The following is an 18557-nucleotide window of genomic DNA, read 5'->3' on the forward strand; positions in this document are numbered from 1 at the left end:
CTGTCCCGGTGGCGCACGGCGCACATCCATGTGCGCCGCCCTTCGGGTGTGCTGTTGCTAACGCGAGTTACAAGCCTCGCAGCGCTGGCAGTGATATCTGAAATGAGGCGAAAGCCGCATGGCCTACCTGTAGGAGCGGCGCAAGCCGCGCCCGCGTCACAACGACAACCGCGAAACTACACCGCGCCCGCATCGCTACGACCGCAGGCCTCCCCTCCAAAAACGGCCACGCCGCAACCACAACGCCCCCCAACGTATCCATGCGCTGTAACCCCTCGCTACCCACGCGAGAACCCGACAGCGGACGATGGAGATCGGCATGCATACACAAATGACCCAAGCCCCCGGCATGGCCGCGTTGCGATGCGGTCTCGGCGGCATCGCGCTGGCGTTCATCGCCTCCAGCGCCGCCGCGCAACCGCCGCGCGCCGACACCGACGCGCTGGCCACGCAACACGTACGCAAGGCAAGCGACGAAATCCGCCAGGCGCTCGCTGAAATGCACCGGATCCCCGGCGCATTTCCCGCGGTGTCGGCGGTGGTCGTGCAGGGCGATGCCACGCCGCTGCTGTTCGTGCAGGGAACCGCGCGCGTGGGCCATTCGGGTAGCGTCGATCACAGGTCGCTGTTCTACATCGCCTCGCAGACCAAGTCCTTCCTCGCGCTGCTTGCGGCGCGTCTGGACGAAACCGGCGTGCTGCCGCTCGATACCACGCTCGCGCAGATCTGGCCGCAGCTGAAACTGCCGGCGCCGGCCGACCCGGCCAGGATCATGATGGCCGACCTGTTGTCGCACCAAGAAAATCTCAAGACCGACACCTTGAACTTCTTGACCGCCTACGTTCGCGAGGTGCCCGCGGCCGACTACCCCGAGATGCTCGCGCGTTACACGCAAGCGCGCAGCGAAGGCTTCCGTTACGCCAACCTCGGCGATCTGATCTACGGCGCCGCGCTGGAAACGCGCACCGGCCGGCCGTGGCAGGCGTGGCTGAAACACGAAGTGCTGAGCCCCTTGCGGCTCGATCACGTCTACAGCCAAAGCTCGCGCGCGCCCGCGCGCCGGCTGACATGGAACCATCGCTGGGACGGTCAGGCCTGGATCGCCTATCCGCCCAAACCCGATGCACTCATGCATGCAGCCGGCGGTCTGCTGGCGTCGTCGGACGACATGGCCGCGTGGATGCGGGCCAACCTGCGCCGGCATTCGCCGACCGGCGCGCCGTCGGCCGCAAGTTTCGCGATCGCACAAGGTCCGCGCGCGAAGGCCGAGTTGTCCGATGGCGAGTTCGTCTGCGATGGCTACAGCCTCGGTTGGTACTCATGCGCATATAAGAACCAGCAAGTGTTGATGCATCCGGGCGGATACGTCGGCGTGGTGTCGGTCACGCTGTTGTTGCCGACGATGGACACCGGTTTATCGCTGGTGGTCAACAGCGACAGTGCGATGGAAGGCGTGCAGCTGGAACTGATGAAAGTGTTTATCGGCCTGGCGACGGAGCAGGGCGGCGAGCGCGAGCGCCTGCGCGCGCTGATCGATGGCTATCCCGAGCGTCTGGCCCGTACCGTCGGCAAGCGTCGCGATGCGGTGCAGAAGGTCCGCGCCGACAGCGCATGGAACGGCTGGGCATGGTCGCCGTCGCGCGCGCAAACCCGGCGATACTTGGGCAGCTTCCAAAGCGAACGGCTCGGACGTCTCGAAGTCGTGCAAGGTCGCAACGGACTGCAGGCGCAACTGGGCGCTATGCAACTGAGCTTGCTACCGGCCAGCCCGGATCTGTTCGGCGCCAGCAAATCAGTACTGGATGCGCCGGAGCCGTTTCGCTATGACGAGGCCGCCGATTCGCTGCGCTGGAACGACGACACCTTCGTGCGCCTGCCGTCGCCGAACGCCTGCGCCGATACGCATTGCGGCAAGCGCTGAGCGCGCGTCCGCACCGCGCTACGGTGCCGCCGCGGATCCGCCGACGATGAAGTCGCGCATCAGCGAGAAATAGTTTTCCGGCTGGCGGGTGGAGACGCGCTCGCCGTTCGCGCGCGTTTCGAATTCGTACATGCCGTGATCGGCGTCGGCGAATACGACCCAGCGGATCGGCCGGCCGGCCTGCTTCAAGGTCGCCAGGCGGCGCAGGGTTTCCGTCGGGGGCGCATCGCGATCCTGGCCGCCCAGCAGCCACAACTGCGGCACTTGCAGATTGGTCAGCACCGGCATCGGGTCGTAGCGCACCGGGATGCCTTCGACCATGCCGGGTGCGTCCTTGCGCAATACCTGTTCCGATGCACCCAGCACGAAGCCGCTGTAGTTGCCGCGTATCGATGGGAACCACGGCTGCTTGCCGTATTTGCGCTTCACCTCGTCGAGCCGTTCAAAGCCTTCGCGAAAATCGCTTTCGACCACCATCGCGGTCGCGTCCGCCACTTCCATCGCCGGGGCCACGGCGTCGGCGCCGAAACCCGCGCGCTTGAGGTCGAATTCGATCGCCTCGCGATCTTCCTCGAACGGCGAGACCGCCAGGCCGAAGCTGACTATGACGAAATCCACCGGCTCGATGCGCGCGGCCAAGGGCGCGACCCAGCCGCCCTGGCTGCCGCCCTGATAGCCGATGCGGCCCGCGCGGCCCGCGGCGAGACGACGCGCTTCGCGCGCGGCCTGCACGGCGTCGACCGCCAGCAGCAAGTAGTCCTGGGTGTAGCGCCCGGCCGACACGCCGGTGCCGCGTTTGTCGTAGGCGAACACGCCGATGCCGGCGCTGGCGAATTGGCGTTGCAGTGAGTAATCCTCCAGCGCCGAGCTGTGTTCGGCGCCGTGGATCAACACCACGATCGGCACCCGCGCGTCGCCGGGCGGCAGGGTCAGGCGCCCTGCGAGTTCGACGCCGTTGCTGCGGAATCGGGTGTCCACTTGAATCAGCGCTTCGCGTCGGCCGGCGACATTGTCGAAGCGGATGCCGCGCTTTCCGCAGTCGGCGATGACGACCACGTGGCCGTCGGATCGATCGGTCCAACCGTAGCGGCTGGTCCAGCGGCCTTCGCCGGTGGCGGTGAGGGCGCCGGTGCGTCCGTCGGTATGTCGCCAGCGCAGTTGACCCGGCTCGCCCGGACCGATGTCGAGCGCGCTGCCGTCGGCCATGCGATAGCTGCCGATTTCGCAGCGCGGCGTCGGGGCCGAGTTCGCCGCCGAGGCTTGCGCGGCGCTCATGATCGGCAAGGTGGCGCCCGCCCAGCTCAGCAGCAGGGCGATTTGTGCATGTCGCAGCAGCATCATGGCGACGTTCTCCGGTCGGATACGTTCCGATTTACGTAAACGTTGACATATATCTTCGACGCCGGCAATATGGTTTCGTCGCAGGATCGGCTACATCCGTGCAAGGGCCAGGCGCATGAACGACTTCATCCACCAGCAGGGCCCCGCGTTCCTGGCCCATTTGTTGCGGCGGTTGGCCGACGAACTGGTGCAGGGGGCGAAGGACTGGTATCCCAGCGTCGGCGTCGATGCGCCGCCGCGCACGATTTCGACCCTGCTCGCACTGGACGATCACGGCCCGCTCGGGGTGACCGAGCTCGCCGGCGTGCTGCGGCAATCGCATTCGCTGGTGATCGTGTGGATACGCGAGCTCACCCGCCTGTCGTTGGTGCGCTCGAAATCCGATCCGGCCGACGGACGCCGCACCGTGATCGTGCTGACGCCCAAGGGGCGCAAGCAACTGGTCAACATCCGCGCGGCGCTGACGACGATGGCGAGCGCCTCGGCCGAATTGCTCGGGCCCGACAGCGAGGCCGCGTTGGCGGTGCTGTGGGCGATCGAACGCAGCCTGCGCGAGAAACCCTTTATCGAACGTCTGCGCCAGCACGCGGCGGAACGCGGCGACTGACTGCGGCCGCCATCGTCGGCGCGCTAGGCGTGCTCGATGCCGCGGCCGATCCGCAGCACATGCCCGTCGGGATGGCGCACATGCATCTCGCGCACGCCCCAGGGCATGTCGGTCGGCGCCCAGGTGATTTCAATGCCCTGTTCAAGGCAACGTTGGTGGACGGCATCGACGTCGTCGACCCACACCGAGATCCACACGCCGGTTTCCGCCGCCTCGTCCGAGCCCGGGCCGAAGGTCGGCCGGTCTTCGTTTCCGCCGCGACCGCCTTGCCCATTGAGGCACAGGAAGATTTCGCATTCGCCCGAGCCGACACTGCCGAAGGTCGGCGGCGTGCCCCAGTCCCAGCATTTCTTCCAGCCGAGTTTTTCGAACCACGCGAAACTGCGCTGCATGTCCGAGACGTTCAGGATGGGCGTCATCGCTTTCGCGTACATCGTCGGCCTCCGGTTCGATGGGTAGTGGCTGAATTCGAGCCAGCCGCGAAGCGGCCGGGGTCGGGACGGATTGTTAGGCGCCGCTGAAACTTCTCTCACCGGATGATAACGCCGCGGCGCTTATGCATGAGCTTGATCATCCTGGAGAGGATCACCGTCATGAATCTGAGCAAGCAGCAAGGCGAGATCGAACGGCTTGAGAACGAATTCTGGAAATCGATCATGGACGGCGCCCCCGAGGTCGCCACCGCGATGCTGACCGAGCCGGCCGTCATGGTGAGCGGGCATGGCGCCAACAAGTTCGACCATGCGGCCTACACCCGGATGGCGAAGGACGGCAGGTACAAACTGACCGCCTACGAGATATCCGGGATGGACGTGGTGTTTCCGCGCGACGATGTGGCGGTCGCCAGTTACCACGTCAATCAGAAGTTCGAGCAGAACGGAAAACCCATTGAGATGGAGGTGTACGACACCTCGACCTGGGTCAAGCTGGACGATCGATGGCGCTGCGTGATGCACACCGAAAGCGCGGCTGCGCCGGGTCATTGATATCGGTCGAGATGGGGGCCGACACCGCGCTTGCGAACGTAGTGATCGAAACGATGCAGGCATGCGGTGCGGCCAGGCGTTCAGCGGCCGCCGTTCATGGTGGTGGCGATGGCTTCCGCCGTCCGTTCTCGTCGATCACCACTTCGCCGTCTTCCTTAGCGAACGCTGCGCTGATCGGCGGCAGGATATCCAGCACCCGCTCCGACGGCCGGCACAGCCGCACGCCGAGCTGGGTCTGCACGAACGGGCGGTTGATCAGCACGGGCGTGCGCAGCATCGCATCCAGCAAGGCGCCATCACCGAGTTGCGGATCGTCCAGGCCCAGTTCGAGATACGGCGTTCCGCTTTGGCGCATCGCATCGCGAACGCTCAAGCCGGCGGCGGCGATCAATTCGATCAGGCGCTCGCGGCTGGGCGGATGCTGCAGGTACTCGATGACCCGCGGTTCGATGCCGGCGTGACGGATCAGTGCCAGCGTATTGCGCGAGGTCGCGCAAAGCGGGTTGTGATAGATGACGGCGTGCATGGCGGCCTCGGGAACGCGTGGTTTCAGGAGCAGGCGACCCCGCAACACGGCGCGGGCGTTGCAACGGCTATCGGCGCGGCGGCGGTTTCGGCGCTGGGCTTCACGGCGCTCTCGACGGCAGTCGCGATAGCCGCGGACGCCACCGCGAGCCGCTGCGAGGCCAGATCGCCCTTGCGTTCGCTGTAGCGACTGGTGAGATAGTCGCTGTGTGCGCGGGTCAGCAGGGTGAACTTGACCAGTTCTTCCATCACATCGACCACGCGGTCGTAGTACGCGGACGGTTTCATCCGGCCTTGTTCGTCGAACTCCTGCCAGGCCTTGGCCACCGACGACTGATTCGGGATCGTGATCATGCGCATCCAGCGGCCGAGCAGGCGCAGGGCGTTGACCACGTTGAACGACTGCGAGCCGCCGCAGACCTGCATCACCGCGAGGGTGCGGCCCTGGGTCGGGCGCACGCTGCCTTCTTCCAGCGGCAGCCAGTCGATCTGGTTCTTGAACACCGCGGTCACCCCGCCGTGTCGCTCAGGACTGACCCAGACCTGGCCTTCCGACCACAGCGACAGCGCGCGCAGCTCCTGCACCTTGGGATGCGTGGCGGCGACGCTGTCGAGCATCGGCAAGTCGTGCGGATCGAACACGCGGGTGTCGGCGCCGAAGTGCTGGAGCACGCGTTCGGCTTCCAGCGCCAGCTTGCGGCTGAAGGATTGCGGACGCAGCGAGCCGTACAGAATCAGGATGCGTGGCCGATGGCTCGCGGCGCCGAGCCGCGAGGGATCTGGCGTCTGCAGTGCCGCCGCGTCGATATGCGGCAGGTCGGCGAGGGATGGGGACAAGGTCATTGCGGGTTGCTCGCGGCTGTCTATTCGATTATTCTAGATTAATGGAAATGATAGAAGCAACTCAATCCCTGGCCGCGTTGGGCCACGCTTCGCGGCTGGCGATCTTCCGCCAGTTGGTCGAGGCCGGACATGGCGGCCGCATGGCCGGCGAACTGGCGCAGGCGCTGTCGCTGCCGGGCGCGACCTTGTCCTTCCACCTGAAGGAATTGATGGCCGCCGGCCTGATCCACGGCGAAGCGCGCGGGCGTTACGTCAACTACCGCGCGGACTTCGAGGCGATGAACGGGTTGATCGCGTTCCTGACCCGCAACTGCTGCGCCGGCGACGCCGCGGCATGCGGGCCGGTGCCGCCATGCTCACCCAGCGCTTTGTAGAGTGACCGACGGCATACGCCGGCAGGAGCTCTTCAACATGCGATCGCAGCCATGAGCCAGATCATCAGTCCATTGGCCGGAAAGCCGGCGCCGGCCTCGATCCTGGCCGACGTCCCGGCGTTGCTGGCCGCCTATGCCGAGCTGCGGCCCGATGCCTCGGTCGCGGCGCAGCGCGTCGCGTTCGGTACGTCCGGCCATCGCGGCAATTCGCTCGATCGCAGTTTCAATGCCTGGCATATCCTCGCGATCAGTCAGGCGATCTGCGATTACCGCAAGCGCCAGGGCATCGACGGGCCGTTGTTCATCGGCCTGGACACGCATGCGCTGTCGCAGCCGGCGTTCGAAACCGCGCTGGAGGTGCTCGCCGCCAACGGCGTGGACACGATGATCGCCCGCGGCGGCGAATTCACGCCGACACCGGCGATATCGCACGCGATCGTGGCCCATAACCGCGGCCGCACCCGCGGCCTGGCCGACGGCATCGTCATCACTCCGTCGCACAATCCGCCCGATAACGGCGGCTTCAAGTACAACGCGATCAACGGCGGCCCGGCCGGCACCGAGATCACCGCGTGGGTGCAAAATCGCGCGAACGAATTGATCGAGGCCGGGCTGAAAGGCGTCGAGCGTATGCCGTACGCGCAGGCGCGCGCGGCCTCATGCGTCCGCGAGCACGATTACCTCAACAACTACGTCGCCGATCTGGCGAACATCGTCGACTTCGACCTGATCCGCGGCGCCGGCGTCCACATGGGCGTCGATCCCCTGGGTGGCGCCGGTGTGCGCTATTGGTCGGCGATCGCCGAGCGTTACCGGCTCGACCTCACCGTGGTCAGCGACACGGTCGATCCGCAATTCGCGTTCATGACCGCGGACTGGGACGGCAAGATCCGCATGGACCCGTCGTCGAACTACGCGATGCAGCGGTTGATCGGATTGAAGGACCAGTACGACGTCGCCTTCGCCTGCGATCCGGATCACGACCGCCACGGCGTGGTCACCCGTAGCGGCGGGCTGATGGAGCCGAACCATTATCTGTCGGTGCTGATCGATTACCTGTTCCGGCATCGACCGCAGTGGAGCGATCAAGCCGCGGTCGGCAAGACCGTGGTGAGCACTGCGCTGATCGATCGGGTGGTCGAGCGTCTGGGCCGCAGGCTGTTCGAAGTGCCGGTGGGTTTCAAATGGTTTTCCGACGGCCTGCTCGACGGCTCGCTCGGCTTCGGTTGCGAAGAAAGCGCCGGGGCTTCGTTGCTACGGCGCGACGGCACGGCGTGGTCGACCGACAAGGACGGCCTGGTGCCGGCGTTGCTGTCGGCCGAGATTACCGCGCGCCGCGGCCGCGACCCGGGCGAGGCGTATGCGCAATTGACCGACGAACTTGGTAAGCCGTTCGCCAGCCGCGTCGACGCGGCCGCGACTCCGGCGCAGAAAGCCAGGCTGTCGAAGCTGTCGCCCGAACAATTGCGCACCGATCGTCTGGCCGGCGACGCCATCGAACAGGTGCTCAGCACGGCGCCCGGCAACGGCGAGGCGATCGGCGGGATCAAGGTCGTGGCCGCGGACGGCTGGTTCGCTGCGCGCCCGTCGGGCACCGAGGCGATCTACAAGATCTACGCCGAAAGCTTCAAGAGCGAGGATCATCTGCGGCGGTTGTTGCAAGAGGCGCAGCAGATCGTGGATGCGGCGTTGGCGTGACGGTGACGCGCGCGATTGATTGATCGCACCAGGCGCGGTTCGGATTCGATCCGACCGCGCTCAACCCGGGTCAACGCGTACATGCCGATCACCGTCGATGATCCCATCGGCGTGGCGATCAACGCGAACAACTTGCAGCGCTCAAACGGCCGCGATCGGCTGAACACCGCATTGCGCCGATAGCGATCGCGGAACGAGCGATCGTCGATCCGAACGGCCACTGGCAACGGCCGGTCCAGCGACGCACCGGCCGATGTCGTTGCCTCAGCGACGAACCGCGTGGATGATGCGACCGTTCTGATGCAGGGCCAGGCCGGTGACTCGGCCGTCGGCGTCGCGTTCGAAGTGGATTTCCAACGCCACCGCGTCGCCGGCGAAGACGTCGGCGGCGACCGCGACCAGACGCAGCGCGCCTTGGCCGGTCGCCTGCGCGTACAACTCGCCGTCGCGTTCGCTGATGGTCAGCACGAAGGCCGGGGTCAGCGGGTACTCGCCGGCGAACGCACGTAGCGCCTGCGCAGACAATCGCGGCAACGCCGGTCTGGATGCGGCCGGCGCCGACACCGGCCGCGCCTGAGTGCTGCCGCCGCCCTGTTGCCAGACGAAACCGTAACGTCCGTCGGCGCCGCGCACCGGCGTCAGCAGGGCATCGAGCTGTAGCGGGTAGAAATCGCCATGATCGTCATGGCCCATGCGCAGCTCCGGTTGTCCGCCGGCTTGTATCGCCAGCGCGGTGTCGCGGCGGGTCAGTGTCACCCGCATGCCTGCCATGTCGTAGTCGCCGGCCAGCGCATCGAGCAAGGCCGGCGCGGCCGGCACGGCCTTGCGCGGTTTGACCGTGGGGAATTCGCGATCAAGCAGATGCAGTCCGAACTCGGCGAAGCCGCCGGTCGAGGTCAGCGCGGTGTCCGACAGCAGCACCACGCCGCGCGATCGGCTGCGGTCGAAGGCTGCGAATGCGGAGAAACCGCCGGTGCCGCCGGCATGTTGATGAAAGGTGCGGCCGTCGTGCTCAAGCAGCATCCAGTTCATCGCGATCGGCGTGGCGCCCGGCAAGCGTTGTTGGGTCATCGTCAACGCGGGCGCGATCGGCGATTCGATCTGGCCCAGCTGCGCCTGCAGGTAACGCACCATGTCGTCGAGCGTGGCGCGCACGCCGCCGACCCCGGCCAGGTCCGCGCCGAAATTCCACGCCGGCACGACCTGGTGATTTGGCAGATGCCCGCTGGCGGTCCGCACGTCTTGCGGTTTGCGCGCGATGTAGGCGTGGCGCATGCCCAGCGGTTCGAACAGGCGCTCGTGGATCAGGGTTTCGTAGTCCTGTCCGGCGCGGCGCGCGACCGCGTAGGACAGCAGCATCGAGGCGTAGTTGGAGTACGCGAACTCGCGGCCCGGCGCGTGGCTGAGCTTGACCCGGGCGAGCGCGTCGAGCAGTTGCTTGGGGTCGAGCCTGGCGTAGGGATCGAGCGGGTCCAGCGCGATGCCGGGCGGCAACGCCGGCAGTCCCGAGGTGTGAGCGACGAGATGGCGCAGCAGGATCGGCTGGCCTTCGAAACTCGGCAACACGGTCCCGGCGGGCAGATAGGCCGCGAGCGGGTCATCGAGCGAGGCCTTGCCCGCGCCGATCAACTCGGCGAGCAACGCGGCGGTCATGGTCTTGCTGATCGAGCCGATCTCGAACGCGGTATCGGCCCCGATGCGCGTGAACTGGGCCGGATCGGCGCAGACGAACGCGCGCTGCACCCGCGCGCCGTCGATCAACGCGGCCGCCCAACAGGCGCCGGTGCGGTCGCCGTCGAGTCGCGCATGCACGGCCTGTTGCAAGGCGTAATTTTCGTCCGCGCTCGCATTGGCTGGGGTGGCGGCGTGCGCGAAGGTGAGCGGCGCGAGCGTGGTCAATGCGAGTGCGGGGACGAACGACAGCGGGCGAGCCATGCGCGAACTCCTGTAGTGGACGTGGCCTCAGCTGTGCGAGCCTGATCGCCGGCCGCCGTAGTTTGCGATGAACCGCGCTGTCGTTGCGAGCAATACGCGATTGGCCCGATGGCCGCGGCCATGGCGCCACCGATCCATGGCGGCCGGAAGTGTGGGCTTCGCTGCGAAGCGCAGCGGCAAGTGCCTCGTCGTCCCGACGTTTCAGGACGTCCAGTCCAGCCACGTCCCCGGAGCCATCGGCTGGATGACGACAGGCTTGTCGCGCGCCGCCTCGCGCAAGCGGCCGATCGGATCGTCGACTTCGACGTAATCGTCCATGCCGGTCACGCCGTAGTGAATGGGAATCAGACGGCGCGCGCGCAGGATGGTCGCGGCTGCGACCGCCTGCTCCGGGGTCAGCACGCCGGGCAGGCCGCTGACCGGTTTGCGCCAGCCGAAGCGCGCGCCGTTGACCGGCAGGAAGGCCGCGTCGAACGGGCCGAACTGGTGGCCGATCCGCCACCAGTGCCCATGCCAGAGGGTGTCGCCGCCGTGGAAGATACGGCGATCGCCGGCCGACACCACCCACGACACCTGCGGATCGCCGTAACCGTCCGAAGCGGGCACAGCGGTGGCGGTGAAGTCGCCGAGCAATTGCGGCTCCCACGGCGCGCTCGGCCGGGCGCGCGCCTTCGCCGGCATGGGCAGCGGGTTGGTTCCCGATGGATACGCCAACGTGCCGCCTTGGTTAAGCGCCTGCGCCGCGGCCATCGCATCGAAATGGTCGGGGTGCGCGTGAGTGATCAGCACGCTGGTGTCGCCGACGCTGTCGTCGACGCGAATCAGCGGGTCCTTGAGCGCGGCGCCCCATGCATCGGGATTGATCAGCGGATCGATCAACAAGGTCGCCTGCGGCAGTTGCAGACGGATGCCCGCCCACGCCAGTCGCTGGATGCGCAGTTCGTCGCTGCTGACGGCCGCGAAGGCGCGAGCGCCGGGAAGCAAGGCCGCGGCGGTGAGACCGATACCGCCAGCGAGAAACTCACGCCGGCGAATGCGGCGGCGGAACAGCAGGTCATCGTGGCTCATGCCTGCACCGCCTTCGGCGCGAGCGCGGCGTCGAGCGCGAACACCGACTGGGCGAGGATGACGCCCAGATTGCGTCGATGCCATTCGCGTTCGAAGCCGGTCGGTTCGACCCGCGGCGCCAGGCAGGCCTCGATCGGAATCGCGGCGATGCGATCGTCGGCGGCCTGCGAGGTCGCGGCCACGCGGATGCGCACGACCGCTTGCTGCAATTGATCCAGGTAATGGATCGCGTTGTCGAGCGCGGCGGCGGGGAACCGGCCGATATGCCCGCCGACGACGCTGCCGCGGCCGAATTGCCGCATCCGTCCGATCGCGGCGCGGATCATCGCGGGGTCGGCCTTGGACAGATAGACGATGTTGCCGACGATGTTGTCGCCGGCGCAGACCAGGTCGGCGCTGGGGACGTCGACGCTGATGTGATCCATGGTCTTGCCGGGATTGTGGATCAGGCGCAGTTCGTGCCGGCCCCATCGCAGCGTCATCGCGTTGTCGAACAGCACCCGCGGTTCGCGATAGAACCCGTCGACCCGCCGATTCTGCGACAGGAAGCAATGACGGTAATGCCGATGCGCGATCGTCAGCGCGTCGGGGAACAGCGACAGGCCGGCGATGTGGTCGCTCATGAAGTGGGTCGATACGATCGCGCGCACGGTCTTGCCCAGCTCCTCGCACAGCACGCGGCGCAGCCAGTGCGCGTCGTCGAGGCTGCCGAGCGTATCGACCAGCAGCGCGTCGTCGCCGTCGAAGAATGCGCAGGCGACCGACTCGTGCTCGTCGCCTACGAACATCATCACATCGTCGTCCAATGATTCCAGTCGCATGCTGCGTGCCCACGGTTTTCGATGGCCGCATCATTTCCGCCAGCGGAGTCGCCGACAAACGAGATGTTTTCGCGCACGCCTTAGAAAAACTAACTTGATAGGATGCGAACCCGGCACCCGCGCGTTCGAGGTTCCTCGTGAAGCCCCGCCATCCTGTTCCGCTCAATGCCTTGCGGGCTTTCGAAGCGGCCGCGCGATGCCTGAGTTTCCAGGCCGCGGCCGAGCAGTTGTTCGTCACTCCGGCCGCGGTCAGCCATCAAGTCAAGCGTCTGGAGGCTTACCTGGGCGTGAAGTTGTTCCACCGCGGCCATCGCGCGGTCGAGCTGACCGCCGAGGGCGATGCGCTGGCCGCGTCGTTGGGCGAGTGGTTCGCTTCGCTCGATCTGGCCCTGGACCGGGCCATCGCGCCCACCGCCGCGCACCTGCGCGTGAGCACGATGGAGTCGTTCGCGGCGAAGTGGCTGGCGCCGAGGTTGCATCGGTTCCATCGCGACTGCCCCGATCTCAAACTGCGAATCGAGACCGGCAACGAGCCCGCCGACTTCGTCCGCGACGGCATCGACGTGGCCATCCGCTACGGACCGGGCGGCTACAACGGCGTGCGGGCCGAGCGATTCCTGGACGCGCCGGTGTTCCCGGTATGCGCGCCCGCGTTGGCCGACGGCCAGCCGCCGCCGTCGACGCCCGAGGATCTGCGCCAGCACACGCTGCTGCACGACGAAAGCGCCGCCGGCCGCGCCGGTGTGCCGGATTGGGCGGCCTGGCTGCAGGCCTGCGGCGTGGACGAGGTGGACGCGGCGCGCGGACCGGTGTTCGCGAGCATCTATCTGGCCCAGGAAGCGGCGGTCGCCGGACACGGCATCGCGCTCGGCGTCGCGCCGCTGGTCGAGGACGATCTGCGCCGCGGCCGCCTGATCAAGCCCTTCGAGCCCGTGCTGGCGAACGCTTACGGCTTCTGGATCGTGCGCCGGCAAAGCGACGATACGTCGCCGGCGGTCGAGGCGTTTTGTCGCTGGTTGCGCAGCGAGGCGTCCGCAGGCTGAGCGTCGGTCGCGCGCGGCCACGCTGCGTATTTCCAAGAAAGGCCGATCGCGCTCGCACTGCGCCGCGCCGGTGACGAAAAAAAACAGCAAGCCGCGCCCGAATCGGTACCATCCCGATAAGCGCGCGCCACGTCGCCCCGCAGCAGAGAACCGCAGATGCCGCATCCGCAAGGCCAGCCGTCAACGGCGGCGTATTTCGAGCGAGTCGATACCAACAGTTTCCGCGCGACCGAACAGGTCGGCGGCGGCTGGAACCCCGCCGAGCAGCACATCGCGCCCGCATTCGGCTTGCTCGCCCACGCGGTCGAGGCCGATCGCGATGCGCGACGCGACGACGGGCTGCGGCTCGCGCGCCTGTCCTACGACATCCTCGGGGTTCTGCCGATCGATGTCGTCGATATCGACGTGGCCGTGCTGCGGCCCGGCCGCACCATCGAACTGGTCGAAGCGCGCCTGAGCCACGCGGGCCGGGTCGCGGTGATCCTGCGGGCGTGGTTGATGCAGGACTACGACACCGCGGCCTGGGCCGGCAGCACGCTGCCGCGGATCGCGCCGGTCGAGACCATGCCGGTATGGGAACCGGGCAGCGTATGGCCGGGCGGCTTCGTCCGCAGCGTCGAGGTGCGTCGCGCCCAGATCGAACCCGGACGCGCGGCGTATTGGCTGCGCACCGCGTGTTCACTGATCGCGGGCGAGCAGGTCAGCGCCAGCGCGCGCGTGCTGGGCATGATCGATATCGCCAACGGCATCACCCCGCGCGCCTCGACCGACGAAGTGGTGTTTCCGAACCTCGATCTCACCGCGCATATGTTCGCACCGCCGCGCGGCGAGTGGCTGGGACTCGATACCAGCGTCAGTTTCGGCGCCAACGGCATCGGCCTGACTCACAGCATTCTTCACGACAGCCATGGCCCGATCGGCGCGATGTCGCAATGCCTCACCCTCCGGCCTCGCGGCCGGTAAGCCCAGATTCTGTTTCGCGGCGGATGCAAGTCAAAAACGAAATCCTCATGCCGGCATCGCGTGATGTAGCCGGGCCGTCAGTTTCCACGGTATCGCGACCCATGCGCCGCCACCCCATCCACTCCAGGTTCGACACCATGCCGACACTGTTGCGTCTGACGATTTTCCTCGCCGCACTTGCGGCTTGCGCCGCCGCCCATGCGGGCAAAGTGCAAGGCCCGGACATCCGCATCGACGATGTCACCCGTTTCTACGCGCTGTACGACGCCACCGAGGGCAAGCCGAGCGTGCAGCAGATCGAGCAGGACTATCTCGCCGGCGGCACCCAGAGCCTGCACGAATTCGCCAAGCTCCGCCGTGTCACCGCGCAGCGCATCGCCGATCGCCTGGCCAGCGATCCGGCCATGTACGCGAAAGCCAAGGACTGCCTCGCGGCGCTGCCGGCGGTTAAAAAACGCCTCGTCGTATCGTTCGACCGGCTCGCGGCCTTGTACCCGCAGGCGCGGTTCCCACCGGTCGCGATCGTGGTCGGTCGCGGCCGGCCGGTCGGCATCACCAACCCGGCCGGCGTCACCATCGGCCTGGAAGCCCTGTGCGCCGCGGAGTTCATGAATCCGGACGTGGAAGACCGTTTCGTCCATGTCATCGCCCACGAATACGCCCACATCCAGCAGACGATCGACACCGAGTTCGAGAAGGGCGATCCGAGGGGCACCGTGCTGCGGTTCGCGCTGGCCGAAGGCGCCGCTGAATTCATCGGCGAATTGATCTCCGGCAAGGTCGCCAACGCGAAGCATGCGGGGTGGACGCGCGGCAAGGAACTCGAGATCGAATCCGCGTTCGTGCGCGCCATGGACGGCACCGATCTGACCGCTTGGTTCTACGACTACCACATCGGTTCGGACGAGCCCTACGACATGGGTTACTGGGTCGGCTATCGCATCGTCAAGGCGTATTACCTGCAGGCGAAGGATCGCAAGGCCGCGCTGAAGGACATCATCGAACTCGACGATCCGAAGGCCTTCCTGGCGAAAAGCGGCTGGACGCCGGGCATGACGTTGCCGGAGACCATCGACGCCGCGGATTGAACCGCGACAGGATCGATGGCGGCGCGCGGTGAGTGGGCATTCGACGGCTGCGCGAAGCCTTGATCCGCGTGCCATCGCGGTAGTCCATACCGATGTAGGTGGCGGTTCCGGATTTCGATGACGGGCCGGCGCGGTTGATCGATCGTGTCGCCGCCATGATCGTCGACGAGACGCTTCGATCGCGTTAGTGCGAACACGCAACCGGTTTTTTTGCGACGCAGGTGCGGAATCGCTTTCTTGCGCGACGCAGCACCGATGCTAGGCTGCCTGCGCCCGATCCTGGGCCTCAAGGAGAGAGACGCATGATCCGCACCACCAAGCTGATGACGCTGTGCGCGTTCGTATTCGGCCTGAGCTTCGCCACCACCGCGTTCGCGGCCTGCAATTCCGGCTGTTTCTCGCGCTGCCAGACCAATGCGATCAATCAGTGCCTCGCCAACGGCGGCGGCGACGAATGCTATACGGACGTTACGTACTACCACTGCTATCGCAATTGCGGCTGCATCATTCCCTGATCGCCGATCGCCACTGCAGTAGCCGACGCACGCGCCTCATCCGAACGGATGGGGCGCTTTGGTTTCGGCGTTCGGATCGGTGCCCGCCGCAAATGCAAGCCTGTGACGGCGCGGTCGTCAGCAACGTATGCCTCGGCGCGACGTCTACGCCGGCTGCATCACCACGCCGCTGATTCTCACGTTGAACAGCGAGGCGATCAGGCGCCGAACAGCGGCGATGCTGGGGGTGGGCAGGTTGCAGCGATGCTCCTTGCCGCTGAAGTCGCGGATGTAGATCGCGCCTGCCTTGCGCGACACCGCAAAATGTTTCACCGAGCCATCGCGGCTGATGCCCGATGCCGTAAACCAGATCCGCTTAGTGGTCGTTCGCTCGCTCACATCCTTGGCTCCTGCTGTGTTCAGCCGATCTGCCGCGGTTGCAGCGGCAGGGGCCTGGTACAAGTCGGAGTGACGGGGTTGCGGGAAAGTTCCGGCTGCTTCCCGATGATCTTCGATAGATTTCGCCGCGAACTTCGTCAGAACCGATAGGTCAGTGCCACGCGCACATTGCGCGGCTCGCCCCAGGTGTAGGTGCTGTAGTAGCTGAAGATCGTGTAGTAGCGCTTGTCGAGCAGGTTGCTGACGTTGAGCGTCGCCGACAGCTTGTCGTTGATCTCGTAGCGGGTCATCAGGTCGAGCAACCAGTACGGCTGGGTGCGATGTTCGACGGTGCCGAGCAGCGGATGCGGGATCGGGCCGAAGGTCTGGTTCTGCCAGCGCGCGCCGCCGCCGACGGTCCAACCTTCGAGGCCGCCGCGCAGGCGGTAGCTGGTGTGAATGCTGAATTGGTCTTCCGGTTCCAGGGTCGACACCTTGGCGCCGGCCTGGCGCGCGAGTTTATGCGCGTAACCGGCCTGGATCTGCCAACCCGGCAGCAACTGGCCGGAGACTTCCAGCTCGTAGCCCTTGGTGCGCACGCCGGGCAGGGCGCGGTAGGCGATGCCGCCCGACGGCGTGCGTCCGCCGGTCGGATCAGGGTAGTTGTCCTGATCGAGCTGGAACACCGCCGCACTGGCGTTGAGGCGGCCATCATAGAACTCGCCCTTCAGCCCGACTTCGTAGTTCTGTCCTTCCAGCGGATCCAGGACGCGGCCGCGTTCGTCCTGATAGCTCTGCGGCTTGAAGATGGTGCTGTAGCTGGCGAACGCGGAGAAATTCCGGTTCAAGTCGTAGACCACGCCGGCGTACGGAACCACCACGCCGCTCTTGTCGATGTCGAGCGACTTGTAGCTGGCGATGCGGCTGCCGACGATGAGCTTGAGCGGGTCGGCCAGATCGAAACGGCCGACGATGTAGGCGCCGTTCTCGCGGGTTACCACGTTGTCGCCGAAGCCGCGTTGCCAGGCCGGCTCGGGGATATCGCCGTTCCATGCGCGGTAATCGGGCACGTCGGTCGGATAGTCGGCCGGCGCGAAGTAACCGGTGTTGGTCCAGCGCTTGCGCGACAGGCTGCCGCCGACCACCAGTTCGTGCTCGCGGCCGAACCAGCCGAAGCGGCCGCTGACGTACACGTCGGCGGCGTTGCTGACGGTCTTGCCGATGTACTGGCCGAGCCACAGGCCGACGCCCGCGCCGGTGACCGGATCGGGATTGCCGGACGCGGCGGCGCCGAGCGCGGCGTCGTAGCCGTTGACCTGATGGTTGAGTTGCAGCTTGGCGATCCAGTCGTTGCCGAACCGATGCTCCAGGGTCGCGAAACCGGTGCGCGTGTACTGGCGCCAATGGCTCCAGCGCGCGCCGTTGTTGAACGAACGCGGCTTGTCGTTGAAGTCGCCGTTGCTGTCGAGCAGCGGGATCCCGCCCCAGCTCGAGCCCTTCGGATCGCTGTCCTGCGCGTCGGCGCCGACGGTCAGCAAGGTGGATTCGCCCAGGTCGGCCTCGATGATGCCGTACAGCACCTGGGTGCTGCGCTGGTAATGATCGCTGTGGGTGTGTCCGTCCTGGAACGCGGCGACCGCGCGGCCGCGCACGCGGCCGTCGTCGCTCAGCGGGCCGCCGACGTCGATCTCGGCGCGGTAGTCGTCCCACGAGCCGGCGCCGAGCGTGGCGCTGCCGCGCACGGCGTCGCGCGAGGGCTTCTTGCGAATCAGGTTGATGGTCGCGCCGGGATCGCCCATGCCGGTCAGCAGCCCGGTCGCGCCCTTGAGCACTTCGACGCGGTCGTAGATCGCCATGTCGCTCAGCGTGTTGCCGGCCGAATAGGCCGAATCGCGTTGCATCGGGATGCCGTCGTACTGGAAGTTCTGCACCGCGAAGCCGCGCGCGTAGTACTCGGTGCGTTCGCTGTCGTAGGTGACGATGCTCAGGCCCGGGGTGACGCGCATGACGTCGTCGATCCCGGTCAGGCCGAAGTCGTCCATCTCCTGGCGGGTGATCACGCTGATCGACTGCGGGGTCTGCCGCGGCGTCAGCACCAGGCGCGTGGCCGTGGCGATCGTGCCGGGCGTGTAGGCGCCGCTGCCTTCGGTGACGGTGCCGAGCTGGTTGGCGGTGACCTCGACGGTTTCCAGCGTCTGCGGATCGCGCGAAGTTTGCGGCGAGGTTTTGCTATCGGGCTTCGTCTGCGCGCTGGCGCCACCGATGCCGCCCCATCCCAACAGGCCGATCGCAAGCGCGCGGCACAGAGTGAGCCGGGTCAAACCCAGGCCGTTCGGCTGGGACGCGGACAGGGGATGGGACAACCGCGGAGCAATAGAAACCGGCATGACAAGCGCTTCCAGAAAGGGGTGAATTCCTCTGGCGTCGGCTTGAGGGTGCGGTGGTGGTCGCGCGGCGTGTGGCCCGGCGAGC

At 66.7% G+C, this 18557-nt stretch carries 18 protein-coding genes; 9 read left to right on the top strand and 9 right to left on the bottom strand.

The genetic code is table 11. The features are described 5' to 3' along the window. Positions 1-319: 319 nt before the first annotated feature. On the top strand, positions 320-1921 hold the full coding sequence (locus ASD86_RS09725; RefSeq protein ID WP_162253645.1) for a serine hydrolase domain-containing protein: 1602 nt from the start codon (positions 320-322) through the stop codon (positions 1919-1921). An 18-nt stretch (positions 1922-1939) separates the two neighbouring features. Here the strand turns inward: ASD86_RS09725 and ASD86_RS09730 are convergent, their stop codons facing one another. Further along, the gene (locus tag ASD86_RS09730) at positions 1940-3262 is read right to left on the bottom strand and encodes an alpha/beta hydrolase (RefSeq protein ID WP_056109852.1); all 1323 of its coding nucleotides are present in this window, start codon (positions 3260-3262) and stop codon (positions 1940-1942) included. 115 nt (positions 3263-3377) lie between these two features. On the opposite strand from ASD86_RS09730, the gene ASD86_RS09735 reads away from it, so the two are divergent. Then, complete coding sequence (locus tag ASD86_RS09735; RefSeq protein ID WP_056109854.1) at positions 3378-3869, top strand: MarR family winged helix-turn-helix transcriptional regulator; 492 nt, start codon at positions 3378-3380, stop codon at positions 3867-3869. 23 nt (positions 3870-3892) lie between these two features. On the opposite strand, the gene ASD86_RS09740 is transcribed toward ASD86_RS09735, so the two are convergent. Beyond that, a complete protein-coding gene (locus tag ASD86_RS09740; RefSeq protein ID WP_200957225.1) occupies positions 3893-4288 on the bottom strand; it encodes a bleomycin resistance family protein in 396 nt (131 codons plus the stop codon). Positions 4289-4429: 141 nt separating this feature from the next. Here ASD86_RS09740 and ASD86_RS09745 point away from each other — a divergent pair, with 141 nt between their 5' ends. Continuing rightward, on the top strand, positions 4430-4855 hold the full coding sequence (locus ASD86_RS09745; protein ID WP_056109859.1) for a nuclear transport factor 2 family protein: 426 nt from the start codon (positions 4430-4432) through the stop codon (positions 4853-4855). Positions 4856-4949: 94 nt separating this feature from the next. On the opposite strand, the gene arsC is transcribed toward ASD86_RS09745, so the two are convergent. After that, the gene (arsC, locus tag ASD86_RS09750; RefSeq protein WP_056109861.1) at positions 4950-5381 is read right to left on the bottom strand and encodes an arsenate reductase (glutaredoxin); all 432 of its coding nucleotides are present in this window, start codon (positions 5379-5381) and stop codon (positions 4950-4952) included. Positions 5382-5404: 23 nt separating this feature from the next. Then, positions 5405-6223, bottom strand: coding sequence for an arsenical resistance protein ArsH (gene arsH, locus ASD86_RS09755; RefSeq protein WP_056109863.1), 819 nt, complete (start codon positions 6221-6223; stop codon positions 5405-5407). A 41-nt stretch (positions 6224-6264) separates the two neighbouring features. Between arsH and ASD86_RS09760 the strand changes: the two genes are divergently transcribed. Together ASD86_RS09760 and pgm are read left to right on the top strand one after the other, a co-directional pair. Beyond that, positions 6265-6597: a helix-turn-helix transcriptional regulator gene (locus tag ASD86_RS09760; protein ID WP_056109865.1), complete on the top strand. Its 333-nt coding sequence runs from the start codon at positions 6265-6267 to the stop codon at positions 6595-6597. Positions 6598-6648: 51 nt separating this feature from the next. Continuing rightward, positions 6649-8295, top strand: coding sequence for a phosphoglucomutase (alpha-D-glucose-1,6-bisphosphate-dependent) (gene pgm / locus ASD86_RS09765; protein ID WP_056109866.1), 1647 nt, complete (start codon positions 6649-6651; stop codon positions 8293-8295). A gap of 264 nt (positions 8296-8559) precedes the next feature. Here the strand turns inward: pgm and ASD86_RS09770 are convergent, their stop codons facing one another. From ASD86_RS09770 to ASD86_RS09780, 3 genes are all read right to left on the bottom strand, one after another. Further along, a complete protein-coding gene (locus tag ASD86_RS09770) occupies positions 8560-10230 on the bottom strand; it encodes a serine hydrolase (RefSeq protein WP_056109868.1) in 1671 nt (556 codons plus the stop codon). 201 nt (positions 10231-10431) lie between these two features. Next, positions 10432-11298, bottom strand: a complete 867-nt coding sequence (locus ASD86_RS09775) for an MBL fold metallo-hydrolase (RefSeq protein ID WP_056109870.1) — start codon at positions 11296-11298, stop codon at positions 10432-10434. After that, entirely contained in the window at positions 11295-12119 is an 825-nt protein-coding gene (locus ASD86_RS09780) for an MBL fold metallo-hydrolase (protein WP_056109872.1), read from the bottom strand. Before ASD86_RS09780 ends, ASD86_RS09775 begins: the two co-directional genes overlap by 4 nt. Before the next feature lie 137 nt (positions 12120-12256). Here ASD86_RS09780 and gcvA point away from each other — a divergent pair, with 137 nt between their 5' ends. The 4 genes from gcvA (at position 12257) to ASD86_RS09800 (ending at position 15728) form a co-directional block, all read left to right on the top strand. Beyond that, positions 12257-13162 carry a transcriptional regulator GcvA gene (gene gcvA / locus ASD86_RS09785; RefSeq protein ID WP_056109874.1) on the top strand — a complete coding sequence of 302 codons (906 nt, stop codon included), beginning with the start codon at positions 12257-12259 and terminating at the stop codon, positions 13160-13162. A gap of 156 nt (positions 13163-13318) precedes the next feature. Next, complete coding sequence (locus ASD86_RS09790; RefSeq protein WP_056109876.1) at positions 13319-14125, top strand: thioesterase family protein; 807 nt, start codon at positions 13319-13321, stop codon at positions 14123-14125. A 137-nt stretch (positions 14126-14262) separates the two neighbouring features. Further along, the gene (locus tag ASD86_RS09795) at positions 14263-15213 is read left to right on the top strand and encodes a DUF2268 domain-containing putative Zn-dependent protease (protein ID WP_056109878.1); all 951 of its coding nucleotides are present in this window, start codon (positions 14263-14265) and stop codon (positions 15211-15213) included. A 302-nt stretch (positions 15214-15515) separates the two neighbouring features. Beyond that, complete coding sequence (locus ASD86_RS09800) at positions 15516-15728, top strand: hypothetical protein (RefSeq protein WP_056109881.1); 213 nt, start codon at positions 15516-15518, stop codon at positions 15726-15728. Positions 15729-15872: 144 nt separating this feature from the next. Here the strand turns inward: ASD86_RS09800 and ASD86_RS26580 are convergent, their stop codons facing one another. Next, a complete protein-coding gene (locus tag ASD86_RS26580) occupies positions 15873-16106 on the bottom strand; it encodes a hypothetical protein (RefSeq protein WP_157476398.1) in 234 nt (77 codons plus the stop codon). 137 nt (positions 16107-16243) lie between these two features. Further along, positions 16244-18472 (bottom strand): TonB-dependent siderophore receptor, encoded by a 2229-nt coding sequence (locus tag ASD86_RS09805; RefSeq protein WP_082578223.1) that lies wholly within the window; start codon positions 18470-18472, stop codon positions 16244-16246. Positions 18473-18557: the final 85 nt, after the last annotated feature.

It is taken from the genome of Lysobacter sp. Root690 (assembly GCF_001427785.1).
Classification (GTDB): Bacteria; Pseudomonadota; Gammaproteobacteria; order Xanthomonadales; family Xanthomonadaceae; genus Lysobacter.

Excerpts from the sequence above, each read along its gene's own strand:
- arsC (WP_056109861.1), bottom strand. The coding sequence starts at position 5,381 with ATGCACGCCGTCATCTATCACAACCCGCTTTGCGCGACCTCGCGCAAT.
- pgm (WP_056109866.1), top strand. The coding sequence starts at position 6,649 with ATGAGCCAGATCATCAGTCCATTGGCCGGAAAGCCGGCGCCGGCCTCG.
- ASD86_RS09800 (WP_056109881.1), top strand. The coding sequence starts at position 15,516 with ATGATCCGCACCACCAAGCTGATGACGCTGTGCGCGTTCGTATTCGGC.
- ASD86_RS09735 (WP_056109854.1), top strand. The coding sequence starts at position 3,378 with ATGAACGACTTCATCCACCAGCAGGGCCCCGCGTTCCTGGCCCATTTG.
- ASD86_RS09770 (WP_056109868.1), bottom strand. The coding sequence starts at position 10,230 with ATGGCTCGCCCGCTGTCGTTCGTCCCCGCACTCGCATTGACCACGCTC.
- ASD86_RS09780 (WP_056109872.1), bottom strand. The coding sequence starts at position 12,119 with ATGCGACTGGAATCATTGGACGACGATGTGATGATGTTCGTAGGCGAC.
- ASD86_RS09795 (WP_056109878.1), top strand. The coding sequence starts at position 14,263 with ATGCCGACACTGTTGCGTCTGACGATTTTCCTCGCCGCACTTGCGGCT.
- arsH (WP_056109863.1), bottom strand. The coding sequence starts at position 6,223 with ATGACCTTGTCCCCATCCCTCGCCGACCTGCCGCATATCGACGCGGCG.
- ASD86_RS09805 (WP_082578223.1), bottom strand. The coding sequence starts at position 18,472 with ATGCCGGTTTCTATTGCTCCGCGGTTGTCCCATCCCCTGTCCGCGTCC.
- ASD86_RS09740 (WP_200957225.1), bottom strand. The coding sequence starts at position 4,288 with ATGACGCCCATCCTGAACGTCTCGGACATGCAGCGCAGTTTCGCGTGG.
- ASD86_RS09775 (WP_056109870.1), bottom strand. The coding sequence starts at position 11,298 with ATGAGCCACGATGACCTGCTGTTCCGCCGCCGCATTCGCCGGCGTGAG.
- ASD86_RS09790 (WP_056109876.1), top strand. The coding sequence starts at position 13,319 with ATGCCGCATCCGCAAGGCCAGCCGTCAACGGCGGCGTATTTCGAGCGA.
- ASD86_RS09725 (WP_162253645.1), top strand. The coding sequence starts at position 320 with ATGCATACACAAATGACCCAAGCCCCCGGCATGGCCGCGTTGCGATGC.
- ASD86_RS09760 (WP_056109865.1), top strand. The coding sequence starts at position 6,265 with ATGGAAATGATAGAAGCAACTCAATCCCTGGCCGCGTTGGGCCACGCT.
- ASD86_RS09745 (WP_056109859.1), top strand. The coding sequence starts at position 4,430 with ATGAGCTTGATCATCCTGGAGAGGATCACCGTCATGAATCTGAGCAAG.
- ASD86_RS09730 (WP_056109852.1), bottom strand. The coding sequence starts at position 3,262 with ATGATGCTGCTGCGACATGCACAAATCGCCCTGCTGCTGAGCTGGGCG.